At 71.4% G+C, this 23,229-nt stretch carries 16 protein-coding genes and 1 tRNA gene; 10 read left to right on the top strand and 7 right to left on the bottom strand.

Features of this window, described 5'->3' with window-relative positions; all coding sequences use genetic code 11:
• Window positions 1-59 precede the first annotated feature (59 nt).
• Window positions 60-1,361 (bottom strand): UDP-glucose/GDP-mannose dehydrogenase family protein, encoded by a 1,302-nt coding sequence (locus tag IPH07_17145; GenBank protein MBK6919124.1) that lies wholly within the window; start codon window positions 1,359-1,361, stop codon window positions 60-62.
• Window positions 1,362-1,412: 51 nt separating this feature from the next.
• Between IPH07_17145 and IPH07_17140 the strand changes: the two genes are divergently transcribed.
• From IPH07_17140 to IPH07_17105, 8 genes are all read left to right on the top strand, one after another.
• A complete protein-coding gene (locus IPH07_17140) occupies window positions 1,413-3,173 on the top strand; it encodes a hypothetical protein (GenBank protein ID MBK6919123.1) in 1,761 nt (586 codons plus the stop codon).
• Window positions 3,174-3,237: 64 nt separating this feature from the next.
• Window positions 3,238-4,245 carry an NDP-sugar synthase gene (locus IPH07_17135; GenBank protein ID MBK6919122.1) on the top strand — a complete coding sequence of 336 codons (1,008 nt, stop codon included), beginning with the start codon at window positions 3,238-3,240 and terminating at the stop codon, window positions 4,243-4,245.
• A gap of 253 nt (window positions 4,246-4,498) precedes the next feature.
• Complete coding sequence (locus tag IPH07_17130; protein MBK6919121.1) at window positions 4,499-4,945, top strand: Hsp20/alpha crystallin family protein; 447 nt, start codon at window positions 4,499-4,501, stop codon at window positions 4,943-4,945.
• Window positions 4,946-4,951: 6 nt separating this feature from the next.
• Window positions 4,952-6,553: a Do family serine endopeptidase gene (locus IPH07_17125; GenBank protein MBK6919120.1), complete on the top strand. Its 1,602-nt coding sequence runs from the start codon at window positions 4,952-4,954 to the stop codon at window positions 6,551-6,553.
• A 45-nt stretch (window positions 6,554-6,598) separates the two neighbouring features.
• Window positions 6,599-7,738 (top strand): hypothetical protein, encoded by a 1,140-nt coding sequence (locus IPH07_17120; GenBank protein ID MBK6919119.1) that lies wholly within the window; start codon window positions 6,599-6,601, stop codon window positions 7,736-7,738.
• Window positions 7,739-7,859: 121 nt separating this feature from the next.
• A complete protein-coding gene (locus IPH07_17115) occupies window positions 7,860-10,604 on the top strand; it encodes a serine/threonine protein kinase (GenBank protein ID MBK6919118.1) in 2,745 nt (914 codons plus the stop codon).
• A 102-nt stretch (window positions 10,605-10,706) separates the two neighbouring features.
• Window positions 10,707-12,713 carry a hypothetical protein gene (locus tag IPH07_17110; protein MBK6919117.1) on the top strand — a complete coding sequence of 669 codons (2,007 nt, stop codon included), beginning with the start codon at window positions 10,707-10,709 and terminating at the stop codon, window positions 12,711-12,713.
• 55 nt (window positions 12,714-12,768) lie between these two features.
• Window positions 12,769-14,202, top strand: coding sequence for a hypothetical protein (locus IPH07_17105; GenBank protein ID MBK6919116.1), 1,434 nt, complete (start codon window positions 12,769-12,771; stop codon window positions 14,200-14,202).
• A gap of 7 nt (window positions 14,203-14,209) precedes the next feature.
• Here the strand turns inward: IPH07_17105 and IPH07_17100 are convergent, their stop codons facing one another.
• The 4 genes from IPH07_17100 to IPH07_17085 all read right to left on the bottom strand — a co-directional run bounded on the left by IPH07_17100 (window position 14,210) and on the right by IPH07_17085 (window position 18,286).
• Window positions 14,210-14,836 (bottom strand): hypothetical protein, encoded by a 627-nt coding sequence (locus IPH07_17100; GenBank protein ID MBK6919115.1) that lies wholly within the window; start codon window positions 14,834-14,836, stop codon window positions 14,210-14,212.
• A 412-nt stretch (window positions 14,837-15,248) separates the two neighbouring features.
• Window positions 15,249-16,388: an acyl-CoA dehydrogenase family protein gene (locus IPH07_17095; protein MBK6919114.1), complete on the bottom strand. Its 1,140-nt coding sequence runs from the start codon at window positions 16,386-16,388 to the stop codon at window positions 15,249-15,251.
• Between the two features lie 16 nt (window positions 16,389-16,404).
• Complete coding sequence (locus IPH07_17090; GenBank protein MBK6919113.1) at window positions 16,405-17,586, bottom strand: acyl-CoA dehydrogenase family protein; 1,182 nt, start codon at window positions 17,584-17,586, stop codon at window positions 16,405-16,407.
• A 109-nt stretch (window positions 17,587-17,695) separates the two neighbouring features.
• The gene (locus IPH07_17085) at window positions 17,696-18,286 is read right to left on the bottom strand and encodes a prepilin-type cleavage/methylation domain-containing protein (GenBank protein ID MBK6919112.1); all 591 of its coding nucleotides are present in this window, start codon (window positions 18,284-18,286) and stop codon (window positions 17,696-17,698) included.
• Between the two features lie 352 nt (window positions 18,287-18,638).
• Here IPH07_17085 and IPH07_17080 point away from each other — a divergent pair, with 352 nt between their 5' ends.
• Window positions 18,639-20,195, top strand: a complete 1,557-nt coding sequence (locus tag IPH07_17080; protein MBK6919111.1) for a hypothetical protein — start codon at window positions 18,639-18,641, stop codon at window positions 20,193-20,195.
• 464 nt (window positions 20,196-20,659) lie between these two features.
• Here the strand turns inward: IPH07_17080 and IPH07_17075 are convergent.
• Window positions 20,660-20,732 (bottom strand) — tRNA-Lys (locus IPH07_17075).
• Between the two features lie 234 nt (window positions 20,733-20,966).
• Between IPH07_17075 and IPH07_17070 the strand changes: the two genes are divergently transcribed.
• On the top strand, window positions 20,967-22,697 hold the full coding sequence (locus IPH07_17070; GenBank protein MBK6919110.1) for an alpha/beta hydrolase: 1,731 nt from the start codon (window positions 20,967-20,969) through the stop codon (window positions 22,695-22,697).
• 28 nt (window positions 22,698-22,725) lie between these two features.
• Here IPH07_17070 and IPH07_17065 read toward each other — a convergent pair whose 3' ends face one another.
• Window positions 22,726-23,085, bottom strand: coding sequence for a hypothetical protein (locus IPH07_17065; GenBank protein MBK6919109.1), 360 nt, complete (start codon window positions 23,083-23,085; stop codon window positions 22,726-22,728).
• Window positions 23,086-23,229: the final 144 nt, after the last annotated feature.

The following is a 23,229-nucleotide window of genomic DNA, read 5'->3' as shown; positions in this document are numbered from 1 at the left end:
AGATCGACTGCCGATCGCGGGGGCTTCTGCGTTGGTTGCCGCGGCGGGAGGGCTGGGCGTCAGCGCCCGACGCCGGCGTAGCGGAAGCCCATGGCCTCCACCTGCGCGCGGTCCCACTGGTTGCGACCGTCGATCAGCACCGGCTCGGCCATGAGCTGCTTGAGCCGCGAGAAGTCCGGCGAGCGGAACTGCCGCCACTCGGTCACCAGCAGCAGGCCGTGGGCCCCTCGGGCCGCTTCGTACATGTCCTCGACCAGGGTCACGCCGCTGGTGTCGCCCAGGTCCTGCATGAAGTTGGCCCCGCCCTCCGGGTCGTTGATCTGCAGCTTGGCGCCGTCGGTCAGGAGCGCCCGAGCGATTCGCAGCGCGGGCGCCTCGCGGACGTCGTCGGTGTTGGGCTTGAAGGCCAGGCCCCACAGGGCGAAGGTCTTGTTGGCGAAGTCACCGCAGAGTTGCCGCGCCTTGCGGACCAACAGCAGCTTCTGAGCCTCGTTGATGCGCTCGGCGGCGGCGACGAGGCTGAGCGACAGGCCGTGGGCGCGGGCCGTGTCGAGCAGCGCGCGCGTGTCCTTCGGGAAGCACGAGCCGCCGTAGCCGACGCCGGGGTAGAGGAACTTGTTGCCGATGCGCGGGTCGGTGCCCATGCCCTGGCGCACCTTCTCGACGTCGGCACCGACCAGGTCGCAGAGGTTGGCGATGTCGTTGATGAACGACACGCGCGTGGCAAGGTACGCGTTGCAGGCGTACTTGGTGACCTCGGCGGAGCGCGGGTCCATGTACACGATGCGCTCGCTCTGGCGCAGGAACGGCCGGTACAGCCGGCTGAGCAGGTCCTGGGCAGCCTCGTCGTCGGTGCCGATCACGACGCGGTCGGGGTAGAGGAAGTCGTCGACCGCAGTGCCCTCCTTGAGGAACTCGGGGTTCGACGCCACCACCACGCGGTGCTTGGTGAGCTCCGCCATGATCCGCGACACCCGTTCGGCGGTGCCGACGGGCACGGTGCTCTTGTTGACCACCACCACCGGCCCCGGCAGGTGCCGCGCGATGTCGCGGGCGGCCTCGAACAGGTACGCGAGGTTTGCGGAACCGTCGGGCGCGGACGGTGTCCCGACCGCCATGAAGATGACTTCGCCGTGGGCGGCGGCCTCCGCGTTGTCGGTCGTGAAGCGCAGGCGACCGGCCTCGACATTGCGGGCCACGAGCACGTCGAGGCCGGGTTCGAAGATCGGGATCTCACCGGCGCGTAGACGTGCGATCTTGTGCTCGTCGATGTCTGCGCAGACGACGTCGTTGCCGTGCTCGGCGAAGCCGGCGGCGGCCACGAGCCCCACATATCCTGTTCCGATGACACTGACCTTCATGAGAGCGGCGGCAGGATACGACAATCGCGAAACCCTCGCCATGGTGGCCAGGTGGCCGTAGACGGGCCACAGGAGGACGAACCGCGGGAGGCGGAGGACGGCGATGTGCGCGGGCGGGGGGCCGCTGGCGCGCGTGGCCCCGGCGACCCCGGACGCGACGACGATCCGTTCGACTGGATCACATCGCCGCTGCGGCGGGTCCGCTTCGGGCGGCTGATGGTGTTGGTCGGGCCGCTCGGCCTCGCGATCGCGCTGGTGTTGAGCCTGTGGGTGTCCACGATGCACGTGCGGCACAGCTTGATCGTGCAGGTCGAGACGCAGTGGCAGCCGCAGGAGCGACTCGGAGTTCGTGCGCAGCTCGTAGCGGCGCGCGAAGGGCCGATCGCCGACACCCGCATGGGCATGCGGGTCGAGCAAGGCGGCGCGGCGATCGAGTTGCCGGCGCTGTCGATCATCTCGGACGGCAACGCCGGCGAGGGCAGCTTCGAGGTGCCGGCGTCGCTGCAGCCGGGCGCCGCGGTGCTATGGCTCGACGTCACCGGCGAGGGCATGGACGCGATGCACGAGGCGATACCGATCGAGGTCGTCGCCCGTCGCTCTGCCGTCGCGGCCACGCCGATCGTGTCGGGCTCGACGCTGCAGTACGGCGACGACAGCGACGCGCAGCTCGAGGCGCTGCGCGTGGTCGTGCGACCGAGCGGTCGCCTGCTGGCGGGCTTCGACAACGACCTGTTCGTGCGCGTGACGGAGCCCGACGGCCGACCGTACGTCGGTGCGGTCGCGGTGTGGCTCGCGGGCGGCGAGTTCATGGGCAAGGTCGGTGAGGTCGATCGCCCGACGCCGCTGTTCGAGGGCAGGACCGACGCGCTCGGCCTGGTGCGCCTGCGCGGCCCGCTCGAGAACGACGTGCTCCGCATCGAGGTCCGCGTGCCCGATCTCGCCGCCGGCCCGCAGACCCGTCGCATGCGGCTCGTGAGCTTCGCGGGCGGTGTGATGGCGTCGAGCGGTGTCGACGCGGTCGCACCGGGCGGCACGCTCGAGTTCAAGGCATGGGGCCTGTCGTCGAAGCTGCCCATCCACGTCGACGTCCACGGTGACGACGGTGCGTTCATGGACGTGATGACGCCGCCCGTGATCGGGCGCGAGGCGCCGCGCCCGTGGCGGGTGCCCGTCGATGCAGTGGGCGTCGTGCAGTTCGAGGCCCACAACCAAGTCACGGCGCCAGGGGAGTCGACCGCGTTCGTGCGCGTGCAGGTGACCGCCGCCGACCCGCAGGCGCGAGCGGGGCTGTCGCCGCTGCTCGAGCTGCAGCGGGCCCACGCCGCCGACCACCGTATCGAGCGCGACTACGATGCGGCGCTGGAGCGCGCATGGCTCGACGCCATCGCCGGGCTACCGCTGTCACCCGCCGAGGTCGCATCCGCGCGCGCGTTCTTGCTGGGCACGCTGCCGCCGTCGATCTTCGGGCCGCCGGTCGCGGTCGCGACCCGGCCGCGGCTCGACGAGGAGCTCCGCCGGGTCCAGGGGCGCTGGCGCATCGCGATGCGGGTGCTATTGCTGGGCGGTGGTGGAGCGTTCCTCGCTTTCATGACGCTCGGCATGATCCGCAGCCACCGTCGAGCGACCGAGGCCACGCTCGCCGAGCTGCGCACCGACGCATCGGTCAACGACGAGACCCGCGCGCAGCTCGAGGCGCAGGTCCGCGGGGCGGCGCGGGCCGGCATCGCACGTGGCCTCGGCGTGGTCGCGATCATGGTCGGCGGCATCGCGCTCACGATGTTCATCCTCGAGAACCTCGTGTGGGTGTTCTGAGCGCCAAGGGGCCGTGCGCGCGCCATTGTTGGCAGCGGTGGCGAGGCGCTGATATCACGGCTGCATGGCGAACTCGCCCCGCGCGATGATCCTCGCAGCTGGCTTCGGCACCCGGCTGGGTGAGCTCGGCCGCTCGCGGCCCAAGCCGATGCTGCCGGTCGTCGGCGCGCCGCTGGTGCGGTGGGCGGTGCGATATCTGCGGCACCACGGCATCCGCGAGATCGTCGTGAACCTCCACCACCTCGGCGAGCAGATCGAGGCCGAACTCGGCGATGGCTCGCGCGACGGTGTGGCCATCGCGTACTCGCGCGAGCACGGTCACATCCTCGGTACGGGCGGTGGCCTGCGGCACGCGCGAGCGCTGCTCGACGACGGCCATGACCGCCCGATCGTGGTCTTCAACGGCAAGGTGCTGGTGGATCTCGATCTCGGCGAGGTGCTGGCGCGGCACCGCGAGCGTGGTGCCGAGGCGACCATGGTCGTGCGATCCGATCCCGAGGCGGAGCGGTGGGGGAGCCAACAGGTCGCGGACGACGGCCGCATCGTGCGACTGCTCGGGCGTGCGCCAGCGGCCAGCGACGTGCCGCCGCCCACCTCGCCCGCGCTGATGTTCACCGGCATCCACGTGCTGCAGCCGCGCTTCCTCGATCGCGTGCCGCCCGAGGGCGAGCAGTGCATCATCCGCACCGCCTACCGCTCGCTGTTCGACGAGGGGCGGGCGCTGCAGGGCTTCGTGACCGATCGATACTGGTGGGAGCACTCGACCGCCCTGCGCTACCTCCAAGGGGTCTGCAACGCGCTCGATGGTGCGGTGCCGCTGCCGTTCGCGCCCGGCTTCGTGCGCGGCGTGTCGCCATCGGCGATCGTCGCCGACGATGCGGCGATCGTCGGGCCGGTGTGGATCGGCGACGACGTACGGATCGGCGCCGGCGCGACGGTCGGCCCCCACGTGCAGCTCGAGGCGGGCGTGGAGGTCGCGCCCGGTGCCACGCTCTCGCGGGCCGTCGTGTGGGCCGGGCGGGTCGCCGGCGAGGTCCGCGACGCGGTGATCGGCGACGCGACGACCCCTTGACGGGCGCCACGGCGACCCCAACATCGGCGTCGAACCAAGAGCGACGCCCCGCTGTGACGGCCCCTCCGACGGCCGCCCGGGCGCCGGCGTCACCACCACTTGCCGCCCTTGCCAGTCGTTTGCTCGACCGGGGCGCTGTTCATCACCCACCGTCCGCTTCGGCGCGCGGCGGGCCTGTCGACAGGGCGTCGCCGACGTCCCTGTGACGGCCCGACCCACGTCCGAAGGGCTACGACACCAGGAGAACGCCACCATGATCGCCCAGCTGCTCAACTATGACCCGTACCGCGAGCTCAACGACCTCAGCCGTCGCATCTTCGGCGAGCTCGAGACGGCCCGTCCCACCGTGCGGGTGCCGATCGACATCCGCGAAGAGGACGAACACTTCGTGGTCGAGGCGGACGTGCCGGGCCTGACGCCGGAGCACCTCGAGATCGTCGCCTCGCCGGAGAAGCTCACCATCAAGGGCACGCGCAAGGCCAGCGAGAAGCCGACGCTACGACGGGAGCGCAGCGACTACAGCTTCGAGCGCACCTTGATGCTGCCGCGCGGCATCGATCTCGATGCGATCGAGGCGCGCCTCGACGCGGGTGTGCTCACGCTGACGCTGCCCAAGCGCGCCAGCGACAGGCCGCGGTCGATCGCCGTCAAGGCGGTCAAGCCGACCACGGTCGCCGCGACCGCGCAGCCGGCGTCCTGACGACGCGTGCTGCGGACGAAATCGATCGGTGTGATGGCCCGCGCGAGACCAGCAGCTATACTGCTGGTCTCGCCGTCCCTCTCGACCGCAAGGAGTTCGACCGTGACCAGGCCTCGACTCGCGACCAGCCCTCGGGTGGTCGGTCTCGCGTTCGCCACCACGTTGCTCACCGCCGCTGCGTGTGCCCACGCCGGTGGATCCCCGCCGGTGCTCGTGCAGACGCGCACGAGCGTCGCGTCGCCGGGCGCGGCCGTCGTGAACGACGCCCGCGTCGCGGCCGACGAGCCCGCCGCCGATACCGGCCTCGACCAGCTGGAGCGTGCCTTCGAGCGCGCGGCCGAGAACATCGGCCCCGCAGTCGTGTCGATCATCAGTGAGCGCGAGATGGCGCGGCCAGACCTGCCCGCGATCGTGCGCGGCTTCGGTCCACCCGATGGCACCGTGCGCGGGCTCGGCAGCGGCGTCATCGTCGACGGCCGCGGCTTCATCCTCACCAACAACCACGTCGTGGAGGGCGCCGAGCGCCTGCGTGTTCGGCTGCACGACGAGCGCGAGTTCACCGCGTCGCTGGTCGGCGCCGATCCGAAGACCGACCTCGCCGTGATCCGCATCGACGCCGAGCACCTGGTGCCGGCGGTGCTGTCGTCGTCGGAGCGCGTCCGCGTGGGGCAGTTCGTGCTGGCCGCGGGCAGCCCGTTTGGTCTCAGCAAGAGCGTCACCGCCGGCATCGTCAGCGCGGTCGGGCGCGGCGGCATGGGCATCGCCGACTACGGCGACTTCATCCAGACCGACGCCGCGATCAACCAGGGCAACTCGGGCGGGCCGCTCATCGATCTGCGCGGCCGTGTGGTCGGGATCAACACCGCGATCGCCTCGCACAACGGCGGCAGCAACGGTGTGGGCTTCGCGATTCCCATCGACCTCGCGAAGGTCGTGCTCGCGCAGCTGGTCGAGCACGGCAGCGTCGAGCGCGGCTGGATCGGCATCGCGATGGGGCGGCTGACCGACGAGATGGCGGCTTCGTTCGGGCTCACGGGCAAGGACGGCGTGCTGGTCGACGACGTCGACCCGAGCGGACCGGCCGCCAGGTCGGGCCTGCGGCCGGGCGACATCATCACGGCGCTCGACGGCAAGCCGGCCCGCGACATGGTGATCCTGCGCAATCGCGTCGCGCAGCAGCGCCCCGGCACCAAGGTGGCGCTCACGGTCTTCCGCGCCGGCAAGTCGCGCCGCGTCGAGCTCGAGCTCGGCAGCCTGCCGGGTCAACGCGAAGGGCTCCGGCCCAAGGTACCCGAGGGCAAGCGCGCCACGCCGAGCGCCGACAAGGCCCCGCACGGCCTCTCGTTGGCGGATCCGACCGACGAGCTGCGCGCACGCTGGCGCATCGACGTGCGCAAGGGTGCAGTGGTGACCGGGATCGCCCAGGATTCGCTGGCACAGGCCGAATTCGAGCCGGGGGACGTGATCGTCGAGGTCGGCGACGCGTCGGTGCGATCTGCGGCGCAGGCTCGCGGCCTGCTCGACGAGGCCGACCTCGACCGCGGCATCCGGCTTCGCGTGCGCCGGGGAGGCATGGGCCGTTACGTGCTGTTGCATCGCGACCGCTGACGATGCACACAATTGGATCGAGGCCCTGGGACGGGCGACGATGCGATGATGGTGCAGCGGCGGGACGAATTCACGATCGTGTTGGCGTACGGCGCCGACGGTGCGGCGGCGGCCGCGGCGGTCGGCGACCGCCTGCGCGCGCAGGCCCACCGCGTGAGCCTCGTCGAGCTCGGCTCCGGCGACGCGCCGCTCATGGAGGCGTGTGCGCGGGTGGGCGGGCAGGGTTTGTTCGTGGTGGCCCGCACCGACACGCTGACCACTGCGCGCTGTGAGCGGCTGCGCGAGCTCCTGCGCGATCTCGGGGTACCGATGTCGCGCTCGTTGTCGCTGCCGCTGGCGCAGGACCCGAGCCTCGCCGACGCCTTCGTGGCGCGCGTGGCCACGCTGGTGCGGCGGATCGCGATCGCGCCGCCGCGTCGCGCGAGCAGCCCCGACACCGTCACCACACCGGCCGCCGCTGCGGTCGATGTTCCCGCGCCGGCGCCCGTCTGCGCTGCTGACCCGCCGACGGTCGAGCCGATCACGGCGCTGCCGCGCGTGTCGCCGCCGACCTCGCCCGCGCTCATGACGGCCGACGTGGTCGCACCGCGCGTGCAACGAAGCCGCCGCGCCGTGGCGGCCACGGCGGGGACACTCGCCGCCCTCGCCATCGCTGCGATCGCAGCGCTCCGGCCCGCTGCGCCGGAGGCGGAGGCCGCGGCGTCCGACGACGGCGTGGCGCGGGCGACCACTGCGTCCGCGGCGGCAACCCAGCCGGTGATGGCTCCGCCGACCGCGACACCATCGCAGCCGGTCGCGATCGCAGCACCGGCGGCCGCGGGTGAGTTGCCGACGGCCGAGGACGCGCCGGCGATCGTCGCAGCGCTGCGCAAGCGCGAGATCCGGGCGCTCGATGTCTTCGTCGTCGCGCCCGAGTCGAAGAAGCCCGCCGACTATGCCGGTGCGGCCGCGCTGTGCGACGCCCTGGAGGTCGCTGGCATCAAGGGCTGGCGCCTGCCGGAGATCGGCGAGCTCATCTCGATGTCGCGCGCCAAAATGCTGCGCAAGGGCTCGTACTGGAGCGTCACCAAGGGCGACACCTTTGGCGACCTGCGGCTGGTGCTGGTGATCAAGCGCGAGCGCATCAGCCCCGTGCCAGCCGGCTGGGACGCCGGTCGGGTGATCTGCGTGCGCGAGCGTTCGTGAGCCTGTGGCCGCGCCGACGCGGCGGCCGGGCGCTCGCGTCAGGCCCGGCCGACGGCGGCCCGTTCGGCAGGCCACGGCCGTGAGGGCCGCGGCTGTTATCCTGTTCGACGCGTGATCGACGATGCCGCGTCCGAGTGACGACGACGCGAGCGCGACCGACGACGGCCGCGACGACGCGGAGCGCTCCGCCGTGGTCGAGCCGATGGCGCTCGCGCCGGGGCTCGAGGTCGGGCGGTACGTGCTGTTGCGACCGCTCGCCGGCGGCGGCATGGGCACGGTCCACCTCGCGTTCGATCCCGAGCTCGATCGCAACGTGGCGCTCAAGCTGTTGCTGCCCCGCGCACAGGCCCCGAGAGCAGCGGGGAGCGCCGAGCCGGAGCCCAACGATCGCGACCTCCTGATCGGCGAGGCGCGAGCGCTCGCGCGGCTGTCCCATCCGCATGTCATCCAGGTCTACGATGTCGGGGCGTGGGCCGACCGCGTCTACGTCGCGCTGGAGTACGTCGCTGGGCAGGACCTGCGAGCGTGGCAGCATGCCGGCCCGCGTGAGATCGGCGAGGTGCTGGAGGTCCTGCTCGCGGCCGGCGAGGGCCTGCGAGCCGCGCACGCCGCGGGCATCGTCCACCTCGACGTCAAGCCCACGAACGTGTTGATCGGCAGCGATGGTGTTGCGCGCGTCGCCGACTTCGGCCTCGCGCGGCGGGCTCGCAGCGCCGCCGTCGAGGGTGACGCGCCGATCGGCACGTCGAGCACCGACCTCGGTGGCGGCCGGGCGGTCGGGACCGTCGGCTACATCGCGCCGGAGCTGTTCCTGGGCGAGCCCGCGGACGCGCGCAGCGATCAGTTCGGCTTCTGCGTGACGGCCTGGGAGGCGATCGGCGGCGAGCGCCCCTTCGCCGGTGCGACGCGGGCGGAGTACCGCGGCAACCTGTTCGCGCAGCGGATCGCGCCGCCGCGTCGGAACTTGCCGCGACGCTTGCAGCGGGTGCTGCGGCGCGGGCTGTCGCTGCGACCGGGCGCGCGGTTTGCCGACATGGCAGAGCTGCTCGATGCGCTGCGACGCGCGCGGCACGGATGGGCGCGCAATCCCTGGGTGATTGGGGCGGGGTCGGTGGCGGTGGCGGTCGCAGTCGGAGCCGGCGTCCGCGGTGATCGTGCGCCGCTGCAGCGCTGCGATGGCGGCGCGACGGAGTTCGAGGGCAGCTGGAACGACGCCCGTCGGCGTGCCGTGACGGCCGCCATCGACGCGACGGGCCTACCGTTTGCGAACGCGGCCGGCTACGCCGTCGAGAGCCTGATGGCGGGCTATGCCCGCACATGGATCGATCACTTCGATGCCGCTTGCGCGGAGACCTTCGTGCAGCGGTCGCGATCCGAGCCCAGTCACGTGCGCGCCGTCGAGTGCCTGCAGGCCCAGCGCGAGCAGTTCGATGCGCTCGCGCAGCTCTTCGAGCACGCCGACGCTGCGCTGGTGGAGCACGCCGTGGAGGCTGTGCACGGCCTGCCCGCGCCGGCCCACTGTCTCGACGAGGTCGGCGACGTGGCCGAGTCCGACGATGCCCTGCGCGCCACCAGCAACGCGCTGGCCGCCCGTCTCGCGCAGGCGCGCGCGTGGACCCACGCCGGTCGCTTCGTGCCCGCGCTCGAGCTGGCCGAGGAGGTGCGCGCCGCGGCCGACGCGGCGGGGCTCTCGCTACCCGCCGCACGGGCGCGCTTGCTGCTCGGCCACGCGGCTGCGCAGGTGGGTGAGCTCGAGCGGGCCTCGGTCGCGCTCCGCGAAGGGGTCGCGCTGGCGGACGCGGCGGGCGCGGACGTCGATCGGCTCGGTGGCCTCGTGGATCTCGTGTACCTCGAGGGGCATCTCGCGGGTGACGCCCGCGAGGCGCACCGCCTGGCGACGCTGGCCGGGTTCGTGGTCGAGCGTGTCGACGCCGACGTCGATCTGCGGGTCGAGCTGCTGGTCAATGAAGCGGTGGTGCTGGGTGACGAGGGCCGACTCGACGAAGCCCTCGCTCACTACCGTCAGGCACTCGCGCTGCGATCGGAGCGCCCCGGCCCCATCGACGAGCAACTCGCGGCGCTGTGCAACAACATCGGCAACGTCTATCTCGCGCGGTCGGAGCTGGCGGCGGCGGTGTCGTGGTTCGCACAGGCCTATCTCATGCGGGTCGCACTCGCGGGGCCGGATCATCCGTCGGTCGCGGATCCGCTGGTGAACCTCGGCGCTGCCCTGGGCCTGCTCGGCGAGCCCGCGGCCGCGCTCGCACACCATCGCCGCGCGCTCGCGGTGCTCGAGCGGGCGCGGGGCCCCGACGACGGCAGCCTAAGGGTCGTGCTCAACAACATCGGCGTGGTGTTGCGCGACGACGGCGATGCAGCCGGCGCGCTGGCGGCCTATCAGCGTGCGTACCGTCTGTGGCGGCAACTCGATGCCGACAACCCCGCGGTGGGCGTCACGCTGTGCAACATCGCCGAGCTGCACCTCGACGCGGGCGAGGCGGCGCGCGCCCACGAGGAGTACGCGCTCGCGCTGGCATTGTTCGAGCGCACCTTGCCCGCTGGACACGCCTTCATCGGCAATGCCTGGACCGGACTCGGCCGCGCGCGCGTGCAGCTCGGCGCGACGGCGGCTGGCGTGGGCGCGTTGCGGCACGCGATCGATCTCCTCGATCGCGTCGAGGTCACCGACGAGCTGCGCGCCGAACCCCGTCTCGCGCTCGCGCATGCCCTCGCCACCGCCGCGCCCGCGTTGGCGCGGGCGCTGGCGCGTGAGGCCCGTGCGCTCTATCTCGGGCTCGGCAAGCGAGGTGTGGTGCCGGTGGCGGCGATCGATCGTTGGCTCGCGAGCTGGCGGCCGCGGCCCTGAAGCTCGGGTGGTCGCGAACGTGCGGCCAGGGGCGCCGGCTCCGCCCGACGGGGGTCCCGTTGGGTTTGACAGCTTCGTGCGGGTCAGCCCAAACTCTCGGCCGTGCGCAAGCTTGGTCTGGTGGGGCGACGTGGCGGCGGCGTGGCGGGACTCGGCGTGCTGCTCATGCTCGCGTGTGGCCGGACCGAGTTCGGCGTGATCGCCGATGACGGCGGCGCCGACTCGAGCAGCACGGGATCCGGAGGTTCGGACACCGGGGCCTCGAGCAGCGGCACGCTCGACACCACGCTGACGACCGCGGTCGACTCGAGCACCGATGTCACGACCGACGCCAGCAGCAGCAGCGGCGACAGCAGCTCGTCCGACGGCTCCAGCTCCACCACCGTCGACCCGTTCTGCGGCCTGGGTACGTGGAGCGGCGACGCCGTGGTGCTCAACGCCGGCGACGCCGACTCGCTCGAGGGCTTCGACGCCATCGGCGGCTCGCTGTTCGTGCAGCAGCTCGATGCCGAGTCGCTCGACGCGCTGCACTGTTTGACCAGCATCGGTGGCTCGCTCGACATCCGCGACAATTTCGGGCTGCAGAACCTCGACGGCCTCGATGCACTCCAGCAGGTCGGCGGCTACCTCTACGTCACCAACAACGTCGCGCTGCAAGACGTGCTGGCGCTCTCGAAGCTGTCCAGCCTCGGTGACTTCCTCTTCATCACCGACAACCCGTCGCTCGGCTTCCTCGACGGCCTCGACAGCCTCACGGCGGTGCCCGGCCGCGTACGCATCTGGAACAACCCGGGGGTCGGCGAGCTCACGCCGCTCTCGAACCTGCAGGGCGCGATCGGGGGCCTCGAGATCGGCGCGATGCCGGTGATCACGAGTCTCGATGCGTTCTCGGGGATCAGCGAGATCCACGGCTCGGTGCAGATCCTCGACAACCCGTCGCTGGCCTCGATCACGGGCCTGGGTGGGGTCTCCGGCTCGGTCGAGACCTTGTTCGTGCTGCGCAACGCCAATCTCACCTCGCTGAGCGGCCTCGACGGCATCCAGAGCGCCACCGCCGACGTGCGCATCGAGGGCAACGGCTCGCTGCTCAACCTCGGCGGTCTGAGTGGGCTGGGACTGGTCTCGGGCTCGATCACCATCCAGAGCAATCCGCTGCTGCACTCGCTGATCGGGCTCGACGACGTCGCGGCCATCGGCGGCAACCTCATCGTCTACGACAACGCAACGCTGCAGCAGATCGATGCCATGAGCGGGCTCGATCAGATCGGCAACTTCCTGGTGCTCGAGCAGAATCCGCAGCTGACCGACATCGACGGTCTGCTCGGCATCAGCGCGATCGGCAACGCGCTGTGGGTGCACCACAACGACGCGCTGCTGAACCTCGACGGCCTGTCGGGGTTGCAGACGGTGGGTGGCGTGGTCTCGGTGACCGGCAACGCCTCGTTGGTCGACATCGACGGGCTTGCGGGCCTCTCACAGGCGGGCGATCTCGTGCGCGTGATCGCCAACGCCTCGCTGGCGAACGTCGACGGCCTCATCGGTCTGCAAGCTGCCCCGGGCGATCTGCGCATCGAGGACAACACCGTACTGGTGGACGTGGACGGCCTGTCCAACGTGCAGTCGGTCGGTGGCCAGCTGGTCATCCGCAACAACCCGTCGCTCGTCGATCTCGACGGCCTCGACGGGCTCGTCGCGGTCGACGAGGACGTCGTGATCATCAACGACGCCGCGCTGCAGAGCGTCAACCTCGCGGCTCTGCAGGTGGTCGCCGGTGGCTTCCAGATCCGCGAGTGTCCCAGCCTCGCGACGGTGTCCGGCTTGGGTTCGCTGACCGCCGTCGGCGACTACTTCCACCTGTCGGAGAACACGTCGATGACCGCAGTCACCGGCGCACCGCTGCTCACCGCTGCTGGCCGTCTGACGATCCGCGACAACCCGCAGCTGGCGTCGTTGACCGGCCTGCCTGCGCTGGCGAGCGTGGCCACGCAGTTCCAGATCTACTCGAACCCCGCGCTGCCGACGTGCCACGCGACCAACCTGCTGTCCCACGTGATGGTCGGCGGCGGCGTCACGATCATGGGCAACCTCGCAGACGCCTGCGGCGGCTGAGCCCGCGACCCGCCGACGCACGCCGGGCGGGCAGCTGATAAGCTGTCGCGCAACGGTGAACGAGCGCGTGCGGGTGATGTGGCGTGCCCACCGGCGCGCACTGGCGGTGTTCGTGATCGCTGCGCTCGCGCTGCTCGTGTTCGCCGGCGACCGCATCGTTCGGCCCAGCCACGACAACCACTTCGTGTACATGGCCCACGGCTGGCTGCGCGGCGAGCTGGCGCTCGAGGGGCCGCCGCCCGGCTACTGCACACCGCAGCTGCGTCGCGAGGGGCGCTGCCGCGGCCACACGTTCGACGACTGGGCCGTGGTCACGACGCTCGAGCTCGCCGATGGCACGCGCGTGCGCGGCTACCCCTGTCGCACGGCGGCGTGTGTGGCCGTGCCGCGGGGCGAGGAGCCGTGGTGGATCATCGGCCGCGGCCTCGAGCCGCTCGCGCGGCGCGACATCGTCGGTCGCACGCAGACCTGGTACGTCAGCTTTCCGCCGGGGCCCGCGGCCGTGATGCTGCCGGTGGTGGCGGTGCTCGGGCTTCGCACGCCCGACGTGTTGCTCACGCTGCTGCTCGGCGCGTTGATCCCCGCCGTGCTGGTGCACCTGCTCGATCGTGAGCGCGGCCGCGAGGACGGCCGCGGTCGCGAGCACCTGTGGGTGGCGCTGGCGTGGACCCTGGGCTCGCCGGCGCTGCTGCTGGCCTCGCACGGGCGCGTGTGGTTCACCGCGCAGATCGTCGGTGCGCTCGCGTTGGTGCTCTACCTCTGCGCGGTGTGGCAGCTGCGGCGACCGGCGTGGGCGGGACTGTGGCTGGCGCTCGCCATCACGTGCCGGCCGATCAACCACCTGCCTGCGCTGCTGGTGTTCGCCTGGGTGTGGTGGCGTGCGGGTCGCTCCACATCGGCGCTCGTGCGCTTCGCGGTGCCGCTGGTGGCGGTCGGACTGGCGACCGCGTGGCTGAACTGGGCCCGCTTCGACGATCCGCTGGAGTTCGGCCATCGCTTCCTCGAGACCCGCTGGCAGGCGCGCATCCAGGAACAGGGGCTGTTCGCGCTGGGCTACCTCGGGCGCAATCTGCAGTGCCTGTTGTCGTTGATGCCCGTGGTCGCTGGCGCGGGCGTGCGGGTGTCGATCCACGGCATCGCCTTGTGGCTGTCGACGCCGTGGGTCGCGCTCGCGTGGCTCGGCCGAGATCCGAGCGGCATGCGGACGCCGCTGGTGTTGGCTGCGCTGGGCTCGGCCGTACCCTCGCTGCTGTATCAGAACAGCGGGCAGATCCAGTTCAGCTATCGCTTCGCCGTCGACTGGTTGCCGCTGCTGCTGGTCGCCGCGGCGTTCGCCGGCGTCGCGCGACGGCGCGTGTTCGCGGTCTGCACGCTGTGGGCGGTGCTCGTCCACGGCTGGGGTGCGTGGCAGTTCGCGCGCGCGCCGGGTCGGCTGTTCGTCACCGACCCCGTCGGGTGGCCGTTCGAGGACGAGCTCGCGCAACCCTGATCGGGCGCTAGCCCTCGCCGAGCTCGATGCGGTAGCTGACCAGCATGCGTGCACCGTCGTAGCTGGGGAAGCGGTGCTCGAACAGCGAGCGACGGGCACAGGCCTTCACCACCGGATCCGAGAGCCCCGCCGAGGGCACCACCGACACCGCACTCACGCGGCCGGTTGGTTCGAGCTCGAACTGGAAGTCGAGCTCGCCGCTGGTGAAGGGATCCATGCCGCCGTCGTAACAGGCGGCGATGTCGAGGCACTCGAAGATGCGGCCTTGCACGCCCATGAGCTGCTCGTGCAGCTCGATGTCCTGCGGCGACGAGCGGCCCGAGTCCATGTTGGTGCGCCGCGTGCGGGCCTGCCTGAATTCGGGGATGTGACGATCGTCGAGCAGCTCGTCACGCGGGGGCAGGGCGCCGTCGACGTAGGGACACGACGCGCCGCTCTCGACCTCGGTGCCCGCGATCGGACTGTGTTGACTCACCAGCGTCGGGGCCTCGCTGCTGCACGCACCGAGCTCGCAGTCGGGCGCAGGCATGCATGCACCGCCGGCACACGGGTCGACGCTCGCCACGTCGTCGCGACGGCAGGCGACCAGTGACAGCAGTGCGATCGCGAGGGGGAGGCGACGCCGCGAGGCCATGGAAGGACGCTAGCACCAAAGCCTGTGGACGCCGTGCGCTCCGCCACTGGGTGCCTTCACTTTCGTCGGAGCTTCGGCGCTGATGTGATCAAGGTGGGATGCGCGACGCAATCTTCAGTGTCGCGCTCGCCTGCACGCGCACGGTCGAGCCCAGCCGCGCGCGTTGGCGACGCGAAAGCGCCGAGCCTGTAGTCGATGCCACGAATCTCGCGCCTGGCCGCGTGGTGCCGTGTAGGCCAGCGGCGGCGACTGTGCCGCCGTGCATGCGGTCGATCGGGCGCCGCGGGTCGCCCGTGGCCGACGGGCCACGAGCGACGGCGCAGGTGCTGCGCAGGGATCACGCGCGAGTCGTGGGTGCGCGGGCGTGTTCGAGCCGCGCCGAGACCGGGCCGGCAGCGGTCGTCATGCGGGCTCAGCCGAGTCCGGCGGTGAACTGCGGCTGCGCCGCGAACCGCCGCACGTGGTGCTCCTCGTCGCCGCACAGCAGGCCGAGCACGTGCATCCGCTTGAAGTACAGCCCGACGTCGTGTTCGTCGGTGATGCCGATGCCGCCGTGGAGCTGGATCGCCTGCTGCGTGACGAAGCGACCGCTCATTGCGAGCTGCGCCTTCGCGGCGCTCACCGCCCGTCGTCGCTCCGCGTCGTCGTCGTCGGCCGCGCGGACCGACGCGAGTACCGACACCGACTTGATCAGCTGCACCTCGACGAACATCTCGACCGCGCGGTGCTGCAGCGCCTGGAACGAGCCAATCGGCACGCCGAACTGCTCGCGCGTGCGCAGTTGCTCGACCGTCATGTCGAGCACCGCCTGGCACACGCCGAGTCCCTCGGCCACCGCCATCGCGGCGGCCGCATCGTGGGCGCGCTCGAGTGCGACCCCCGCGTCCTGTCCGAGGCGGTGGGCCGCGGAGAGTCGCGCGTCGATGGTGACGTTCGCAGCGCCGAGGCCATCGATGGTGCGAACCGGCGTGACGGTGACGCCCTCGTGGTCGCGGGGCACCGCGAACAGCTGTGCGCGGCCGTCGTGCAGCGCCGAGACCAGCAGGAGGTCCGCGCGGTCGCCGTTGGCGACGAACTGCTTGTGGCCGCGTACGCGGAAGCCGTCGCCCTCGACGCTCGCCATGGTGGTCTGCGGCAGCGCGTCGAAGCGCGTCGCTCGCTCGCCGTGGGCGAGCGCGAGACTGTGGCGGCCCTCGATCATCGGCGCGAGCCAGCGTTGCTGCTGCGCGAGGTCACCTGCGTGCAGCAGTGCGGTGCCGGCCAACACCACCGAGGCCAGGTACGGCTCGGGCACCAGCGTCGCGCCGAAGGCCTCGAGCAGGATCGCCACATCGACGAAGCTGCCGCCGTAGCCACCGATCTGCTCGGGGAACGGCAGCGAGAGCCAGCCGAGCTCGCCCATCTCGCGCCACACCGCCGCATCCCAGCTGCCGCCCTCGGCGGCGACGCGGTCGCGGAGCTTACGGAAGCGGGCGATCGGCGAGCGCTGCTTGGTGAACGTGCGCACCGAGTCGCGCAGGAGCTTCTGTTCGTCACTGAGCTGGAAGTCCATGGCTCGCTTGCCCTCCTCAGGTCCCCGGCAAGCCGAGGATCATCTTCGCGATGATGTTCTTCTGGATCTCGTTCGATCCGCCGTAGATCGTGGTCGCGCGGTTGTAGCAGTAGGTCGGTGCGACCGACTGCTCCAGCTCGGGTAGCACGCCGACGTCGTTGAACCACGAGACCGCATCGGGCCCCATCACGTCCATCGCGAGCTCGAAGGCCTGCTGCAGGATCTCGGAGCCGCGTAGCTTGAGGATGGACGACTCCGGCCCAGGGGCGTGGCCGAGCGCCGCGCCGGCGAGCGAGCGGTAGTTGGCCATCTGCAGCGCTTGCAGCTTGATCTCGAGCCGTGCGATGCGGGCCCGCCACACCGGGTCGTCGAGCAGTGGGCGGCCGTGCTCGGTCGTCGAGGCGGCGATGCGCTTGACCCTTCGCATCGCACGCTGAGAGTGGCCGACGGCGGCGATCAACGTGCGCTCGTGCCCGAGCAGCGCCTTGGCGACGGTCCAGCCGCCGTGCAGCGGTCCGATGAGGTTCTCGCGGGGCACTCGCACGTTCTCGAAGAAGGTGTCGCAGAACGCCGGCGTGTGGCCGATGGTCAGCATCGGGCGCGCCTCCACGCCCGGCGACTTCATGTCGATCAGCAGGAACGAGATGCCCGCCTGCTTCTTCACCGTGGGATCGGTGCGAACGAGCGCGAAGATCCAATCGGCGTACTGCGCATAGGTGGTCCAGGTCTTCTGGCCGTTGACCACGAATGCGTCACCGTCGAGCGTGGCGGTGGTGCGCAGCGACGCCAAGTCGCTGCCGGCGCTCGGCTCGGAGTAGCCCTGGCACCAGACCTTCTCGCCCGCGAGGATCCGCGGCAGGAACCGCTCCTGCTGCGCGGGTGTGCCGAACTGCATGATTGCCGGACCCACCATCGAGAGCCCGAATGGGCTGAGCAGCGGCGTGCCCGCGAGCTCGAGCTCCTCGCTCAGGATGAAGCGCTGGGTCGGCGACAGCCCGGGGCCGCCGAAGGCCTTGGGCCAGTGCGGTGCGACCCAACCCTTGGCCGCCAGCAGCCGATGCCATCGCATGACGTCCGCGTGCTCGAAGTGGCCGTCGACCTCGGCGACGGCGCGCAGATCCGCGGGGAGTGAGGTGCCGATCCAGCTGCGGACTTCGTCGCGAAAGGCGAGGTCCGCGGGGGAGAACGAGAGGTCCATGGCGCCGCGAGACTACGACGACGTCCGCTCGGGTGTCACGTGTGCCGGACGCAGCGCCGCGGGCGACCGCAGGATCGCAGTGCTCGCCGGCGAATCCGCCGGGGCGGCGTCACTCGACGATCTGGTCGATGTACAGACCCGCGCCGGCGTTGATGCCGTTGCGGTCTGCCGCGCCGGTGCGCTCGAATGTCGAGTAGGTCAGATCGGCATCGAGATCGCCGAACGCCTGGGCCGTGAACGTGCAGCTGCCGTAGCCGTCGAGGTCGTTGGCGGCCTGGAAGTCGTAGTGGAAGAAGTGCGCCTGCTCCTGTCCGAAGTTCAGCGCGTTCCAGATGTCGTTGTCGGACCAGTCGCGGATGTCGTAGTAGCCCGGGCCACCGCCGCCAGTGCCCGACGGCACGCAGCGTCCACCGGGGCCGAGGTTGCAGTCGATCGCGGGTGTGAGTCCGGCGGCACCGCTCGCCGGCGATCCCGTTGGTGTCGGGCAGCGGTGCGACGCCGCGTTGGTGACCCCCGCGCCAGACGAGATGGTCTGGACGTCGCCGCGATCGACGTGCTCGGCGTTGAAGTACGCCGACGTGGAGTCGAACAGCTTCGACAGCTGGATGCGCGCCTCGGCGGTCTTGGCTCGACGGAAGTAGGCCGACACCGCCGGGATCGCGACCGCGGCGAGGATGCCGAGGATCGCGGTGACGATCATCAACTCGATCAAAGTGAAGCCAGCCTGGCCGCGTCGGGTGGGGCGCGTTCGACTTCGCGCGCGGGGCTCGGGCTGTGCTGGTCGCGTCATCTCGGTGGAGCGCAAGCAGTGTGCAGCCGCCTTGCCGGGGCGGCCAAGTCCTGAATTCGGCAATGATCGTCACTCCGGGGTCCGTTTCGGGGCGCTCGCGATCGGTGTGCGTCCCCGCGGTGCGCGGCCGCGGTGACGATAAGCGTCACCCCCAAGTGACGCGGTGCGTCACCCGTCGTGCGCCCGCCGAGCTTGCGGTCGAACGGACAGTCGCCGTGATGTCACCGGCGACGACGGCCCTGGTATCCTCTGCCGCGCCGCGGTGTCCGACGTCCAAGTCTCCGAGCAGTTCGTCGATCTCGTGCGCGTGCCGATGCCCGCGTTGTTCTTCGCGCTGCTGTCACGGCGCTTCACCGGCACGGTCGTGATCGAGGCCGCCGGCCCCGAGGGCGCGGCCGCGACGATCTGGCTGCGCGGTGGCATGCCGGTGCGCACGGACCTCCCGCTCGAGGGCAGTCGACTCGGCGAGCTCGCGCAGTCGCAGGGCATCGTCGCGCCCGCTGCGGTCGCCGACGCGCTGGCCGTGCAGGATGGCCGCCGTCTCGGCGAGATCCTCGTGGAGCGCGGCGTGCCCGAGGCCAAGATCGGTGCTGCGTTGCGACTGCAGTGCATGCGTCGACTGATGGGCGCGTTCGCTTCGACCGAAGGTGTGGCGGTGGTCCGCAGCGGATCCGACGCCGAGCCCGGACTGCTGCAGCTGAACGTGCTCGAGCTGATCCAGCGCGGCATCACGGCCCACTACGACCCGGAGCGGGTGCGACGGGAGCTCGGCGCGGCGTGGTCCCAGCGGCTGCGCGCAACCGCGGCGCTGCCGAAGTACGTCGACCAGTTCAAGCTGCGGGCCGAGGACGGCGGCGTGATCGCGTACCTCGCGAGCGGCGGCGAGGCCGGTGTCGACGAGCTCGCGCGCTTGCCCGAGACCAACGCCCAGCGGGTCGCGCAGCTGGTCGCGCTGCTGTTCCACTGCCGCATGATCGAGCCCGCGATCGCAGCGCTGCCCACGCTGGCCGACGATCCCGCGGGCTTCGAGCGGGACCTCACCGCGCTGGAGGGCAAGATCGCCGCCAACGGCGACCCGGCGCTGATCCTCGCGCTCTCGACCGACGCGGACGCGACGGAGATCGATGCTGCGTGGTCGTTGCTCGCCGCGCGCTTCGATCCCGGCGCGCTGCCGGCGGATGCCACCGAGGCGCTGCGTGAGCGACTGACGACGATCACCGATGCGCTCGGTCGGGTTCGCGCGGCGGCGCGGCACCGTCGGCAGGCGCTGGCCGAGATCGCGGGCTTGCGTCTGGTCGTCGAGGGCAAGCACGCCCGCGGCCTCGCGATGCTCGACGAGGCGGTCTCGCTCGGCGCTTCGGGGCCGGAGATCGACTGCGCGCGTGCGTGGTCGAGGTTCCAGCTCGGGTCCCGCGATGACGCCGCGCTGCGAACGACCGATGCCGAGCTCGAGCGGATCCTCGCCAAGGATCCCGACGTCGCGGCGGGTCACTACTATCGCGGCTTCGTGCTCGCGGGTCTGGGCGTGGCACCCAAGGCCGTCGCCGCCTTCAAGCGCGCGGCCGAGCTCGATCCCCGGCTCGTCGATGCGCAGCGGCAGCTGCGGGCGCTGCAGCGCGGCGAACGGCTCGCAGCGCCGAGCGCCGCACCAGCGCCGCAGCGGCGAGGGCCGGCCGAGTTTGCGCCGCTGCGGGTCGACGAGGCGCCGAAGCACGAGCTGCTCACGCGATCGTGGAAGCGCCTGTACTGGTTCGCCGGCCTCGCGTTGCTCTTGCTCATCGCGGTCAACATCATCCTGCGGCTCGACGTCGACTTCTGACTCGCGGATGCAGACGCGACGCGTTCCTCCGCGAGGCGGTGGATGGGCGCAAGCGATGGGGAACACTCGCGGCTCGGCCCGAGCGAGGGCAGGGCGGTTCGCACGGCCCCGCCTTCGGCACCAACGCCGAGGGCATCCCGCCGCCTGCGACGACGGGACCTATGCGCTGGCGCAGGTCACCGGCTACGCGGGGGTCCAAGGCGCGCCGGCGTCGTGTGCCTGCAGCTGCGAGCTGGCCGCGGAGATCGTCTGCGACGACGACGTCACGCTCGATCACAGTCTGCTGCGCGGAGTAGTGTGCCGGGCTCGGCCTCGTCGTCGCGTCGGTCGTGCGAGTCGTCGGTCGTCGCGACGTCGAACTCCTCGCGCCGCCACATGTCTGCGTCGCGTCGGGATGGTGCCGTGATGCGAAGAAGCCCCGCGACCCTTGGAGGTGGCGGGGCTTCTTCGGTTTCGTTCTTGAGTGAGCCCGGTAGGAATCGAACCTACAACCCGCGGATTAAGAGTCCACTGCTCTACCAATTGAGCTACGAGCCCGTTCGGAGGGCGCTACTTATAGACGATTTCTCCGCGATGGGAAGCCCTGATCGCGAGCGGGCTCCACTTCGCCGCAGATGGCCCGAATTCTCGGCCTGAGGCGGTGTTTCGGGCCGCGGGCGTGCGGGGGTGCGGGTGTCTCGGCGCCGCGACGCGCCGGGAGGCCGAGGCGTCGGCCGAGGCGATCTCCGCGGTGCGGCACCCTCGGCGTCGCGCGGCTATAGTCCGCGCTCGATGCCTGCGCTGCGCGAGGGACTGTGCGCCGGAGCGCTGCTCGCGACCCTCGGGTGCCTGCAGCCGCCGCCGGCGGCCCAGGGCGAGAGCACGCCACCTGGCGATGACGCGGACGACGCGGTGTTGCTGGCGGCGCGCGGACCCGGGCAGCTGTACGCGATCGGCGAGGTCCGTGGCTTCGAGCTCCGTCAGGGTGGCCAGCGCATCGGGAGCTCGTGGGGGCGCTACGTCGGCATGGACGAGCGCGGGCACCACCGCTTCGAGACCCGCATCGAGCTGACGTTCCCGGGCCGCGCACCCGCGCGCAGCAGCGGCGAGCTGTTGCTCGACGGCGACGGCCACCTCGTCGAAGGCTTCGAGCGCAGCGCCGCCGCCGAGCTGCGATTCCGTCGCGACGGCGACAGTGTCGTGTTCACCGACGGCGCGCAGACCGATGAGGTCGCATACGAGCCTGGTCGACGACCGACCGCGTTCATGGCCCACTCGGCGATTCTCCACGCCGAGCTGATGTTCGGCCTGCAGGGCATCGTCGGCCGTGAGCCGGCCTGGCGGCTGATCTCGCTCTCGGGCGGCGCACCGGTCGAGTGGTCCGCGCGCGTGGTCGAGCGCACCCCTGGCAACCATCACCTGCGCGTCCAGACCAGCCTCGGCGAGCTCGTCACGCTGGTCGACGGTCGCATCGCAGGCATCGAGGTCGCCGCCACCGAGCTGTCCATCGTCACGATCGCTGCGCCGACGTGGCCGGCCTTCACGATCGAGGCGCCGCGTGTGCTGCGTTGGTCGAGGCCCGCCGACGCCAACTTCGACGTGCGCGAGCTGGAGTTGCCGGGCCCACCGGACGAGCCCGCGCTTGCAGGCGAGTTGCTGATCCCCAAGGGCGCCGCCGGCCCGGTGCCCGCGGTTTTGTTCGTCTCGGGCACGGGGCTCGAGGATCGCTACGGCTTCGCCGGGCCGCCGCCGGTCGACCTCGGCAGCCACGAGATCACCGACGCGCTCGCGCAGAACGGCTTCGCGGTGCTCCGCTTCGACGATCGCGGCCGAGGTCGCAGCGCCCCGGGGCCGGTGGGTTTCCTCGCGCAGGTCGACGACGCCGGGCGTGCGCTGGCGACCCTCGCGGTGCAACCCGAGGTCGATCCCGACCGCATCATCGTCATCGCCCACGGTGAGGGCGGCCTGCGTGGGCTGTTGCTGGCCACGAAGCGCGCCGGGGACGTGCACGCGCTCGCGCTACTCGCGGTGCCCGGACGGCCGTACGAACAGGTGATGCGCGCGCAGGCCGAGGCACGCATCGAGGCGCTCCCGCCCGAGATCCGCGAGCGCGCCCGGGCGCAGCAACGCACGATGCTCGATGACCTGGTGAGCGGGCGCGCGGTGCCCGAGGAGCTGGCACCGCAGGCCCAGTGGCTGCGCGAGGTGTTCGCCGTGAAGCCGGCGGATCTCGTTGGTCGCGTACGCGTGCCGATGCTGCTCGCGCAGGGCGACAAGGACTTCGAGATCGATCCCGTCGCCGACGTGCGCGCGCTCGAGCGGGCCGCGAAGGCTCGCGGTGCGAGCCTCGAGGTCCGGCGGTACCCCGGGCTCGATCACCTCTTCAAGCCCGAGCCCGGCGCTTCGTCGCCCGAGCGCTACATGGTGGACCGCCGGGTCGACGACGCGTTCATCACCGACCTCCTCGCGTGGGCGCGTCGCGTGACCTCGCCGAGTCCGAAGCCGCGACGCTCGCGGGGATGACCGCCCTAGCGCCACGCCGCCCGCTTGGTCAGGCGGCCTCGGCGTCGGCGATGCTGAGGCTGGGCGCGAGCAGGTAGCCGTCGCAGTCGCGGATGAGGAACGGACGCAGTCCCATCTGACGCAGGGTCGCGAGCGCGACGTGGACGCGGTTGCGCGCCGCCTTCGCCTGGATGCGCTCGCCCGGCCAGCCGGCCGCCACCAGCGACGCCAGCGACAGCGGTGCGCCCGGTCGACGCTCGCGCTGCTCGAGCAGCGCCGTCAGCAGTCGTCGGAGGATCGAGTAGCGGCGCAGATCGACGTGCTGCGTGCCGAGCACGATCTCGCTCGCATCACGGCGCAGCACCAACCCAACCTCTTCATCCAGACACAGACCCACGGCGTCTTGCATCGCTCCCAATGACTGAGCAAGCGATGGGCCAGGTGTGACGAACCCCGCGTGATCGAGCATCGGCGGGGCGAAGTGGGGTCTGGGATGTCCTACCTTTTCACACGATCCCGCAGGATACGGCGCGCGCCGGCGGTGGCCACAGTC

Source organism: Deltaproteobacteria bacterium (assembly GCA_016709225.1).
GTDB lineage: Bacteria > Myxococcota_A > Polyangia > Nannocystales > Nannocystaceae > Xiheibacterium > Xiheibacterium phototrophicum.
Note: the sequence above shows the minus strand (reverse complement) of the source record. Positions and strands in the feature narration are given on the sequence as shown.